10 protein-coding genes are annotated in these 12460 nt (G+C 39.1%); all 10 read right to left on the reverse strand.

Annotation, left to right across the window (positions count from 1 at the left end; genetic code table 11):
* Nucleotides 1-7 precede the first annotated feature (7 nt).
* The 10 genes from D0T60_RS08935 to D0T60_RS08980 all read right to left on the reverse strand — a co-directional run bounded on the left by D0T60_RS08935 (nt 8) and on the right by D0T60_RS08980 (nt 12200).
* The gene (locus tag D0T60_RS08935; protein WP_163217836.1) at nt 8-673 is read right to left on the reverse strand and encodes a DNA alkylation repair protein; all 666 of its coding nucleotides are present in this window, start codon (nt 671-673) and stop codon (nt 8-10) included.
* Between the two features lie 7 nt (nt 674-680).
* Nucleotides 681-2723 (reverse strand): dipeptidyl-peptidase 3 family protein, encoded by a 2043-nt coding sequence (locus D0T60_RS08940; protein WP_163217837.1) that lies wholly within the window; start codon nt 2721-2723, stop codon nt 681-683.
* A 91-nt stretch (nt 2724-2814) separates the two neighbouring features.
* Nucleotides 2815-3276 carry an AraC family transcriptional regulator gene (locus D0T60_RS08945; protein ID WP_163217838.1) on the reverse strand — a complete coding sequence of 154 codons (462 nt, stop codon included), beginning with the start codon at nt 3274-3276 and terminating at the stop codon, nt 2815-2817.
* Between the two features lie 659 nt (nt 3277-3935).
* The gene (locus tag D0T60_RS08950; RefSeq protein WP_163217839.1) at nt 3936-4757 is read right to left on the reverse strand and encodes a lipopolysaccharide assembly protein LapB; all 822 of its coding nucleotides are present in this window, start codon (nt 4755-4757) and stop codon (nt 3936-3938) included.
* Nucleotides 4758-5052: 295 nt separating this feature from the next.
* On the reverse strand, nt 5053-6126 hold the full coding sequence (gene leuB / locus D0T60_RS08955; protein ID WP_163217840.1) for a 3-isopropylmalate dehydrogenase: 1074 nt from the start codon (nt 6124-6126) through the stop codon (nt 5053-5055).
* 113 nt (nt 6127-6239) lie between these two features.
* Entirely contained in the window at nt 6240-7769 is a 1530-nt protein-coding gene (locus tag D0T60_RS08960; RefSeq protein ID WP_163217841.1) for an alpha-isopropylmalate synthase regulatory domain-containing protein, read from the reverse strand.
* A complete protein-coding gene (gene leuD / locus D0T60_RS08965; RefSeq protein WP_163217842.1) occupies nt 7745-8338 on the reverse strand; it encodes a 3-isopropylmalate dehydratase small subunit in 594 nt (197 codons plus the stop codon). The genes D0T60_RS08960 and leuD overlap by 25 nt, the downstream gene beginning before the upstream one ends.
* 99 nt (nt 8339-8437) lie before the next feature.
* Nucleotides 8438-9925, reverse strand: coding sequence for a 3-isopropylmalate dehydratase large subunit (gene leuC, locus D0T60_RS08970; RefSeq protein ID WP_163217843.1), 1488 nt, complete (start codon nt 9923-9925; stop codon nt 8438-8440).
* A gap of 101 nt (nt 9926-10026) precedes the next feature.
* On the reverse strand, nt 10027-11520 hold the full coding sequence (locus D0T60_RS08975; protein ID WP_163217844.1) for a 2-isopropylmalate synthase: 1494 nt from the start codon (nt 11518-11520) through the stop codon (nt 10027-10029).
* A 455-nt stretch (nt 11521-11975) separates the two neighbouring features.
* Nucleotides 11976-12200: a hypothetical protein gene (locus D0T60_RS08980; RefSeq protein WP_163217845.1), complete on the reverse strand. Its 225-nt coding sequence runs from the start codon at nt 12198-12200 to the stop codon at nt 11976-11978.
* Nucleotides 12201-12460: the final 260 nt, after the last annotated feature.

Raw genomic sequence — 12460 nt, forward strand, 5'->3', positions numbered from 1 at the left:
GAGTTTTTTAGCAATTATCCACTTCCTCTTTTACGATATTGAATAGCAGCTGTTCCTTTTCGTTTTTCGATGTTTCGAAACTTTCTACCAATCGGCAAACCCGGAAAGTATTCTCTTCTCCATGAGCCATATACTTACGGACAGCCAGAATAGCAGCACTACGAACATGATAACTTTCGGACAATATGGCACAGATGGCTTGATCCAGGAATTCACCACTCACACGTTCGTTCATATCTCCCTTTTTCATCAGCAGACGTGCAATTGTCAGGAAACCGCAAACTTGTGTGTACTCACGTTCACCGGCTATCCACTGAAAGGTTTTTGCGGGAATATAGGGTAAGTTCTGAAACAGGTTCATGCAAGTTAACTCTGCAATCTCCATATTATGAATATCTTCTACCCAGATGTCTGCAATTTCAGGATAAAAAGTTTCTATGGGTTGTAATAATCCGGCTAAGATTTTACATTCACGAATATCTTCTTTCCATAAGGCTTGCGCCAACTCATGATTTTTCTCATAATTGGATGCAATAACTTTAATTCGGGGTAGTTCAACTCCGAAGTTCAGTTTATAATGCAATCCTTTCTCGCGCATACTTTGAGACACAACTCCGTTCATACCGAGACGGAGTTGTGTCTTTACATCTTTCAACAGTTCGCTTACGCTCATCGATGTGTTAATTTAAAGAAGGCAATGCCGAGTATTCTTTGCTATAACGAAGCATTTGTTCTTTATAGCCTTCTTCATAAGATACAGTTACATCAATAACATTACCTTCGTCGTCGTATGATGCCTTATAAACCGGATTGACAAATCCTTTATAAGGAGATAGATTTAGTTTCTTATAACGACTCAGTACCTCTTTATGAAGTTGAGGGTCTACCTTTACAGCATATCCTTCTACTAATTCGCGAGCAGCATTAAAGTCGCCTGTAGATTTTATACGTTGTATTTCGGCAAGTAGCTGACCTATTAAAGTGCGCACTTTTTCGTAATCGTTGATAACTACATACGTTTTTTCATCTTTACGAACCATCTCTACCGCATTATCCGCTTTTCCTTTTTCGTACACCCAACGGGCAATTAGTTGGCGGTTTCTCATGTGCGACTCCTCGATATTATTACCTGGTTCGATTCTAACTAATTGTGTCATCAAACCATTCATTAAATAGGTACAATATTCTGCTTTATAGGCTTCTGCATCAGGAAGTAGGGTTAGTTCCACCAATTTAGGATCGGCCATATAGTAAAGTCCAAACAAGTCGGCACGGGCTTCTTCGATGGTTGCCCCATAAGCTTTCAGCGAATCGGGATCTACTCCGGGCATTAGCTTTCCGGATCCATGTCCTAAACATTCGTGCAAATCGGTATGTAAGTTGCCTGTTAAATCACCATACTTTTCTATTAATGCGCGTTCAACATCACTGTACACAAATTCTTCATTAAATCCGTTGCCATGAGCAGCCTTATTGTAAGCATCGGTAATATTACCTATCGTCACAGATTTCGACCCATGTTGACCACGAATCCAGTTTGAATTAGGCAGATTAATACCAATCGCAGTAGCAGGATACAAGTCGCCGGCCAAAATAGCGGCAGTAATAACCTTGGCTGATACCCCTTTTACTTCTTCTTTCTTGAATTGTTTGTCAACCGGAGAATGATCTTCAAACCATTGTGCATTATTGCTAATTAGTTCTGTGCGCCGAGTTGCTTCCATATCTTTGAAGTTTACCAAAGATTCCCAACTGGCTTTCATACCCAAAGGATCTCCGTAAGTTTCTGTAAATCCATTCACAAAATCAATACGAGAATCTAAATCTTTCACCCAAAGAATGGCGTATTCATCAAAGGTTTTCAGATCTCCTGTGTTATAGAACTCTACGAGCTTGCTGATTACGGCTTTTTGGGTTTCATTTTCTGCCACTGCTTCGGCTTTTTTGAGCCAGTAAACCACGTTCTCAATAGCCTCTGTATAGAGCCCGTCTACTTTCCAGACCTTTTCTTCAACGGTATTGTGTTCTTTTACCAAGCGACTATTCAATCCATAAGATATGGGTGTTTCATCACTTGCGTCTTTCATCTTAGCATAAAAAGCCTCTGCTTCTTTTTGTGTAACCCCTTGATAGTAGTTGCAAGCAGATGTTAATATCAAATCTTCTCCATCGGCTTGATTAACCCGTTTGGGCATTACCTTCGGATCAAATATCACCGGAAAAATCAGTTCGCATAGTTCTTCTGCGGTTTGACCTTCCTTATAGAAGAGCAAATTTTCCAAGTTTCCGATCTCTGTTTTTAAGAATTCGGGCGAAAAGCCGGGAGTTATTTTATCCATTCCATAGTGATGATGAATACCACTGGAGAACCAAACGCGTTTCAGGTACTCTTCCATCTTCAGAAACTCCGGTGCTTTTTTATCTCCTTGATAGTTTTGATAAACAGCCTCTAATGTTTTTCTGATAAGTAGATTGTATTTTCCATTTTGATCGAAAAGAATATCACGCCCCCAAAGTGCGGCTTCCGATAAATAGTAAATTAACTCCTTTTGTTTTAAAGATAAATCTTCGAAACCTGGTACTTGATAACGAAGTATTTGCAAATCTGCAAACTGCTCAACTGTATAACTAAAATCTGTTGCTGTATTTTGGGGCGACTTGGTTTCACTACATGCACTTAATAAGGTAGAGCCTATAACCATAGCTAATAAACTTTTTCTCATAATATTTTTTATAGATAAAAATAAAAAAAAGGAAATATCCCGAATAGTGGTCAAGATAATTCCTTTTTTCACACGTTAAATAAAGAAATTATTATTTCTTCATTGCATGTTTTTTACGATATCCATTAGGAGTTTCGCCTACATTTTTGTAGAATGCTGCATAGAAAGACTGGCGATTGGCAAAACCAACCATTGCACTAATTTCTTCCACATTTTTGTCGGCATATCTTTTATCTGTTAACATGTGCAAAGCATCTTTTACTCTGTACTCATTAAGCAAACATGAATAGTTCATTCCAAAACGCGAATTTACTACTGCCGATAAATAACGGGTGTTTGTTTTAAGCTCTTTTGCTAAATCTTTAGCAGAATAATCGGGGTCTTTGTACTTCTTTTGAACAACAACAATATTCAAAATCTTGTCGTACAACTCATCTGCAAGCTCAGGTCTGATCAAAGATCTGTAAGCTGCCTTCTTCTCCTTCTTCTCCCTCAAGTTATAGGGTCTTTTTTTAGGAGTTTCTTCTTGCTTTTTCTCTTCTAAATCACTCATTTTAATAACTGGTTAGGGTTTGTTACATATTATACCAAACACACTATCGTGTTTTTACAAACACAAACATCGTACTTTTTTTTAAATTACGCAAACTATTTCGTCTATTTTTTTTTGTTTTTAGCTTATTAAAAAAAACACGATGCATTTTAACAAAGCAGAAAAACCCTTTTCTAAAGCCTCAAAAGATACTTTTTTACATTAAAAATTCCCATTTATCAAACAAAGAAAACGATGATATCAAATTGCTTTTTTAGTAAAACAAGATATAGAAAAGTCTGTAAAATCAGATTTAGCAACTTGTTTAACGAACAAAACCCGCGAATAGGGCTCTGTATCATTCAATGCTAAATAGCCACCATAAGTAGCTTTCAGTGTCTATACCTTTTCTGTACGCCAACAGAAGAAGCGATATGCAGCAACAAAACATATTGTATTTTCTACTCAGCAAGATTTATGCTTTGACAAGCTTATATTCTTAAACAGGCTGTTTACATTTAAACAACTTTTAAAAACAGGAATACAAGCTCTTTTTCAAACGATTCCCCAATTTCAAAAGTGATATTTTGTTTCATAAGGCACAAAACAAACATGCATATAGACAAAAAAACGACGCATATACTTTAAGATTGTTTCAATTGCAGGAACAATAACAATCATCATTTACATTGTTGCAAATATTCACGAAGATCCGTTGAAAGAACTCCTAACGATATTGCTTTTTCAAAATCGGCCTTTGCCTGTGTTTTCTTTTTCTGTGCTAAGTAAACCTCACCTCGTAGGATGTAGGCTTCGGTGGAATTCGGTGCAATACTAATTGCTTTATCTAAATCAATTAACGCCAACTCCAAATGATTCATCTCTTGTTCAACACCCGCACGAACTACATACAATACAGCATCATGAGAATTCTCTTCCAACATTTTGTTCACAAGCTCTAAGGCATCTTTGTATTTTTGCTCTTTTTGATTGAGAGTAATCAATCCCAAACGGGCATTGTAATTATTGGGCTCAATAGTTAATAGTCGATTATAATCAATGCGAGCAGCGTTATAATCGCGTCTCCCGATATAGATATAAGCTCGCATTGATAGAGCTTCTGTATTCACTTTATCCAAATCCAGCGCTTCGCAATAATCCACGTATGCTTTATCAAGTTTTCCCACCTCCATATAAACAGTGGCGCGATTCAATAAAATAGAGACAACACGGGGAGCTATATTTAAAGCGAATGTATAAGATTCTATGGCATCTTCATATTTTCCGGCTCGTTGTTGAAGACTACCAATATTAGAAAAGAGTAAAGCATTATGGGGATTAGCCGGTTCCAGCCGCAAAGCTTGCCGAAAAAGTTCTTCAGCCTTTTGAAGACTATCTTTTTGGGCCCACTCCAATGCTTGCTCTGAAAGTTCCTGATAAGTTTGAGAAAAAATATTTAGCGAAAAACAAACTATTCCCACTAATAAAATGCTTCTTTTCATAAATGAATATTTGGTTTCTTCAATGATTGTTGGTAAAGATACAGAAATGTATATATCTAACTATCAGCGAATATAAAAACTTCATCTATTTGTAGAGCTTTTAAATCATTTTTAGAATCATTTTAAAAAGTGGATCGTATTGAAGATATGGAGAAAATCAAGCAAGATGTGATTCTCCTATTTAGAAATGAACAGATACAAAGGCACAGAGTGTTTTATTCTTGGTAAATCAGAATCTCTGTGTCTTTGCATCTCTGCGTTCATTTAAGATAATTAGACTGAACAATCAAAATATTCAGTTCTTCTTAATATATGCAACCAACCATTCTCCCACTTCAGAAGTACTAAATGGTTTTTCTCCTTCCACCTGAATATCTTGTGTACGCACATTTTGATCCATGGATGCATCTACTGCTTTACGAATAAGCGCTGCTTCCTCTTTAAGGTTGAACGCATATTCAAGCATCATTGCTGCCGAAAGTACTGTAGCTAAGGGGTTCGCAATATTTTGTCCGGCAGCCTGAGGCCATGAGCCATGAATTGGTTCGAAGACAGAAGTATACGTTCCGATAGATGCGGAAGGCAAAAGCCCCATAGAGCCTGTAATTACAGACGCTTCATCTGTTAAAATATCGCCAAACATATTTTCAGTAACCATCACATCGAAAGCAGTAGGCCATTGGATGATACGCATAGCCGCATTGTCGACAAACATAAATTCGGTTTCAACTTCCGGATAGTTCGGAGCTATTTCTTTGGATACTTCGCGCCACAAACGAGAGGTTGCAAGTACATTGGCTTTATCTACAATGGTTACTTTTTTACGTCGTTTCATGGCATATTCATAAGCCAATGTTACAATGCGAGTAATTTCTTCGCGAGAATATACGCAGGTATCATAAGCCGTATCACCATCTTCTGATCGACCTTGAGGACGACCAAAATACATACCACCTGTCAGTTCGCGAATACACATAAAGTTTGCACCTTTTACCAGTTCGGCACGTAAGGGAGATTTATAAAGAAGTGACTCAAATGTTTCTACCGGACGGATATTGGCATATAGACCTAACCTTTTCCTCATAGCAAGTAATCCTTGTTCCGGACGAACTTTGGCTGTAGGGTCATTGTCGAATTTAGGATCTCCCACAGCCCCAAACAATACAGCGTCGCTTTTCATACAAAGCTCATGTGTTTCTTCGGGATACGGATTACCTACTTTGTCGATGGCTGTAGCACCGCAGATACCAAATTCATAACTAAGTTCATGATTGAATTTCTCACAAATGGCTTTGGTTACATTTAATGCTACGTCAATAATTTCAGGTCCAATTCCATCACCGGGTAGGACAGCAATATTCATTTTCATTTTAGTTTATGAGTTTATAGTTTATAGTTTATGGGGGTGGAGTTTATAGTTTTGAGTTTATAGTTTAAAGATCATTCAACTCAAAACTATAAACTCAAAACTCCAAACTCAAATCACTCTTCTATTATATTCAACATTTTTATAGTTGCTTTGATAGCTGCTTCCGTCTGGTCGGCATCTAAACCACGGGTACGAAATACTTTATTATCATAACTCCAGGTTATTACCGTCTGCACAAAAGCATCTGTACGACCTCCGGGAGGAATGGTTACTGCATAGTTTAATAGCATCGGGAAATTACGCCCGAGGGTAACCTTATATATTTTTCGCAATGCACGTACAAAGGCATCGTATTGACCATCGCCCGAAGAGCTTTCTTCATATAATTTGCCATCAATCTCTATACTGAGAGTTGCCATTGGGCGTAACTTATGAGCCAAAGTTACAAAATAGCTTTTCAATTTCACCTTATTACTCATACCTTCCTGTTTTAATACGTCTGAAATGATATAGGGTAAATCTTCCTGAGTTACAAGTTCTTTCTTATCTCCTAATTCAATAATACGTTCAGTTACTTTACGCATGGATTCTTCGTCTAACTCAAGCCCCAGGCTTTCGAGGTTTTTACGTATGTTGGCTTTCCCTGAGGTTTTTCCTAAGGCATACTCACGAACACGTCCAAAACGTTCAGGAAGAAGATCATTGCAATAAAGATTGCTTTTATTGTCTCCGTCGGCATGTACTCCTGCTACTTGGGTAAATACATTCTCACCTACTATCGGTTTGTTGGCCGGAATAATAATACCGGAATAAGATTCTACTACACGACTCACATCATTTAACCTACTTTCATCAATGTTGGTAATGGCATTGAAATGATCTTTTAAAATGGCTTGCACACTGGCCAAGGGTGCATTTCCCGCACGTTCCCCTAATCCGTTTATGGTAGTGTGAAGCCCTTTTGCACCTCCTAATACCGCTGCAAGTACATTGCTTACGGCTAAATCATAATCGTTATGTGCATGAAAATCAAAGTGCTTACCGGGATAGTGTCGTACCATTTTCCGAATAAACTCCAATGTTTCCAACGGATTTAAGATTCCTAATGTATCGGGCAACATGAAGCGCTTGATATTTGTATTTATCAGCGAGTCCATCATCTGAAACACATACTCGGGCGAGTCTTTCATTCCGTTGCTCCAATCTTCCAAATAGACGTTCACTGCAATATCCATCTCATCGGCATAGTTCACCACGGCGATAATATCGCTGATATGTTCTTCCGGTGTTTTTTTGAGTTGCTCGCGACAATGCCTTAACGACCCTTTGCATAATAGGTTTATAACACGGCAACCAGCCTCCTGTATCCATTTGAGAGAAGTACACCCATCCACAAAGCCTAACACTTCGACTCTATGAAGCATATTTCTTCGGGCAGCCCAATCGCAGATCATCTTAACAGCATCAAATTCACCATCGGAAACACGAGCGGAGGCAACCTCTATGCGGTCGACTTGCAGTTCTTCCAATAGTAGACGAGCTATCATCAACTTCTCATGAGGCACAAAAGATACTCCGCTGGTTTGTTCGCCATCGCGGAGTGTTGTGTCCATGAGTTCTATTTGAACGCTTTTTCTTCCCATGCTTCTATTTTATCTTTATTGGTTAGCAGAAAATCGATATCGTCTAACCCATTTTCCAAACAATGCTTTTTATAGGCATTGATTTCGAATGATTCGCTCTTACCTGTTGCTTTGTTTGTGATTGTTTGCGCCGGAAGATTTACTTCCACTTCGGTTTTCGGATCTTTGTTGATAGAAACAAACAGTTCGGAAAGGAATTCTTCGCTCACTATCACAGGCAACACAAAGTTATTCAAAGCATTATTGCGAAAGATATCAGCGAAGAAGCTTGATACCACCACGCGAAAACCATAACCGGCAATGGCCCATGCAGCATGTTCACGACTCGACCCAGAACCAAAGTTCTTGCCGGCTACCAACACTTTTCCACTATAAAGAGGGTTGTTTAATACAAGAGAATCTATTTTATTTCCTTGTTTATCATAGCGCCAGTCGCGGAATAAATTATCTCCGAAACCTTCTTTAGTGGTTGCTTTCAGAAAGCGTGCCGGAATAATCTGATCGGTATCTACATTCTCTAAAGGAAGAGGTACGCAAGTAGATGTAAGTATATTGAATTTTTCTTTCATAATTATTATAGCCTCTCCCCAACCCTCTCCAAAAGAGAGGGAGAAGGATTAGCTCTGTGTATTTAGTTATTAATCATTAGTTATTTTCTCTTAAAGGAATTATCTTTTATCTCCCTCTCCATCGGAGAGGGCCGGGGAGAGGCTCCTTGGATCTGTTATCACTCCGGTTATCGCGGCAGCAGCGGCTACCAAAGGGCTGGCCAATAAAGTACGCGAACCGGGGCCTTGACGTCCTTCAAAATTTCTGTTCGAAGTAGATACGGCATACTTACCCGCAGGAATTTTATCATCATTCATAGCCAAACAAGCAGAGCAACCAGGCTGACGGATAGCAAAGCCGGCTTCCTCGAACACTTTATCTAAACCTTCTGCACGAATTTGTTTGTCTACCTCCCAAGATCCGGGCACTAACCAGGCAATGATGTTCTCTGCTTTTTTCTTTCCTTTTACTATGGTTGCAAAAGCGCGGAAATCTTCAATACGTCCATTGGTACATGAACCGATAAATACATAATCAACTTTCTTGCCAATCAATGATTCGCCTGCTTCGAAGCCCATATATTCCAGTGATTTTGCGTAAGAGATACGTCCTGCATCGGGTACAGTATCCATAGTAGGGATGTGTTGAGTAATTCCCATCCCCATACCCGGATTGGTTCCGTAAGTAATCATTGGCTCGATATCTTCTGCATAGAACACTACTTCTTTATCGAATACAGCGTCTTCATCACTTTTTAGGGTTTTCCAATAGGCGAGTGCTTTCTCCCATTCTTCACCTACAGGAGTATACTCACGTCCTTTGATGTATTCGAAGGTTACTTCATCGGGAGCAATCATACCACCGCGGGCACCCATTTCAATACTTAAATTACAAAGCGTTAAGCGCCCCTCCATTGATAAGCTGCGAACCGCTTCGCCTGCATATTCCACGAAATATCCGGTTGCTCCACCTGTAGTCATCTGCGAGATGATATAAAGAGCCATATCTTTGGCAGTTACTCCTTTGCCTAATTTACCTTCTACAGAAATACGCATTGTTTTAGGTTTTGACTGAAGGATGCATTGAGATGCCAATACCATTTCTACTTCGCTGGTTCCGATACCAAAGGCTACTGCTCCCATAGCGCCATGAGTAGAGGTATGTGAATCTCCGCAAACAATAGTCATTCCCGGCAATGTTAATCCTCTTTCCGGACCTACCACGTGGATAATTCCGTTTTTAGGATGCATCATTCCAAAGTGTGTTAATCCGAAATCCTGTGCATTTTTAGTCAATGTATCTACCTGTGCTTTTGAAACAGGATCTTCAATAGGTTTATCCTGATCGTGTGTGGGGGTATTATGATCGGGCATACAGATCACCTTTTCCGGACGAAAAGCTTTAAGACCTCTGGCACGCAAGCCGGCAAAAGCCTGAGGGCTGGTTACTTCATGACAGTAAAGTCTGTCGATATAAAGTTGAGTGGGACCATCTTCTACTTTTGCAACTATGTGCGAATCCCAGATTTTATCAAATAGAGTAGTCTCTCCCCGTCCCTCTCCAGAGGAGAGGGAGCAAGCTGCTGTTTTGTTTATTTGCTCTTTCATTTATTCTATTTTTAATTAATTACTTGTTTCTTATCTATTTACTACGCTCACTCAAACTATCCATGTCTCCCTCTCTTTTGGAGAGGGCTGGGGAGAGGCTATTATCTAAACTTATTGATACAGTCGATGTACGCTTCCACTGATGCAGCTATAATGTCTGTATTTGCTCCAAAGCCATAATAAAGCTGATTATCGTACTCTACTTGCATGTGTACTTTACCCACATCATCGCTTCCCTTACTGATGGCTTGAATGGTGAACTCCTTCAAAATCATACTACGATCAATGATTCTTTTCAACGCTTTAATTGCTGCATCTACAGGACCATTTCCGCTTGCAGCAGCTTCGAATTTTTCTCCTGAAATATTCAAGCCCATACTTGCCACAGAGCGCACGCCTACTCCACTTGTAACTTGAAGGTATTCCAGTTTAATGCGTTGGTTTTGAGTGCGATCGGCTCCGGCTAACATTAAAACATCATCATCGCTTATATCTTTTTTACGATCGGCCAGTTTAAGGAATTCCTCATATATTTTATCAAGTTTAGTTTGCTCTAACTCTACTCCCAATGCGGAAAGACGATGCTTCAAAGCTGCTCGTCCACTGCGTGCAGTTAATACGATTGCATTATCATCGATACCAACATCGTGCGGATTGATTATTTCGTATGTTTCAATATTCTTTAAAACTCCATCCTGATGAATGCCGGAGGAATGTGCAAATGCGTTGCGACCTACAATGGCTTTATTGGGTTGTACAGGCATATTCATCAAACTTGAAACTGTACGACTGATGGGGTATATGCGTTGTGTATTAATATTCGTGTCTATCTTTATATCCTTGTGGCTTTTTAAGATCATAACAACTTCTTCTAAAGCTGTGTTTCCGGCACGCTCTCCAATTCCGTTGATGGTTACTTCTACCTGTCGCGCTCCATTCAATACACCACTAATGGTGTTAGCAGTAGCCATACCTAAATCGTTATGGCAGTGAGTAGAAATAATCGCTTTGTCTATATTCGACACATTTTCCATCAAATATTTTATTTTGGCTCCATATTGATCCGGCAGGCAATATCCGGTGGTATCCGGGATATTCACCACGGTAGCTCCTGCTTTAATTACGGCTTCTACCACTCTGGCAAGATATTCGTTATCTGTGCGACCGGCATCTTCGGCATAGAACTCTACATCTTCTACGTAGCGGCGTGCATACTTTACGGCAGCTACCGCACGTTCTATGATTTCTTCGCGAGTAGAGTTGAATTTATACTTAATATGCGAATCGGAAGTGCCAATACCTGTATGAATTCTTTTTCTTTTAGCATACTGTAAGGCTTCAGCAGCCACATCAATATCTCTCTCTACTGCACGTGTCAGTGCACAAATGGTAGGCCATGTTACTGCTTTAGATATTTCAATGACCGAGTTAAAGTCTCCGGGGCTCGAAACCGGAAACCCTGCTTCTATTACATCAACCCCTAAAGCTTCCAAAGCCTTTGCCACTTGGATTTTTTCTACTGTATTCAACTGGCAGCCGGGCACCTGTTCGCCGTCGCGCAAAGTTGTGTCGAAAATAAATAATCTGTCACTCATCTTGTTATTGTTTTATATTATTATATCTTAATTGGCATAAAAGAAAAAAGCCTTTCTCACAAGGAAGTGAGAAAGGCTTTCGTATAATTTTCATCTTACACATCTACACACGACACTCACTTCCACTAATCTTCAAGAGTAGAATAATAATACCAGCGAGTAGAATATGTATAAATGATTGATTCATTCTTTGTTTATTTCTTTTTTGTTACGATTATGCAAAGGTAGATATAATATTGAATCGTGCAAATAAAATGCTATTATTTTATCGAAATAGATTTCATTTTATAACATTTATCACACTTTCAAAGCAAATAGATAGTTTCCCAGCTTTAAATAGACTTTTCATTTATCATTTGAAGGCAGTGCAAGGTTACCTTACTTATTTATACGACAAAAGAGGATACAGACGCGTGTCTTATATCCTCTCTCAAATTTCAATCAATACTTAGCAGTTACTCTGCTGCTACTTCTTCTTTCACTTCTGTTTTTGTTGAATCACAAGCTAAAGAATCGTTTGCGCAACAAGTTTTAGTTGAATCGCATTCAACAGCAGCTTTTGTAACAGGCTCTTCCATTACCGGAGCTTCTTTTTCTGCTGCTTTTTTATTTCCACATGAAGTAACTACTGTCATAGAAAACATTACAGCCGCCGCTGCAAGAAATAATTTCATTTTCATAATCAATTTGCTTTAAATGTTTAATTTGTAATCAGTGCGGCGCAAAGGTATACAAAAAAACATAATTATCGTTTTACTTCCTGAATTTATTTCATGAAGCCGACTAACAATTTACTCTATCTCCAAAAACGGCTTATAACGCAAAAAGCCTTCCTATCATATTTGATAAGAAGGCTCTTCATTAAAACGGCAACTACTTACTCTCCCACTGTTACGCAGTACCATCAGCGTGACGAGGCTTAACTTCTCTGTTCGGAAAG

The sequence above is a fragment of the Bacteroides sp. 224 genome (assembly GCF_010500995.1).
Taxonomy (GTDB): Bacteria; Bacteroidota; Bacteroidia; order Bacteroidales; family Bacteroidaceae; genus Bacteroides.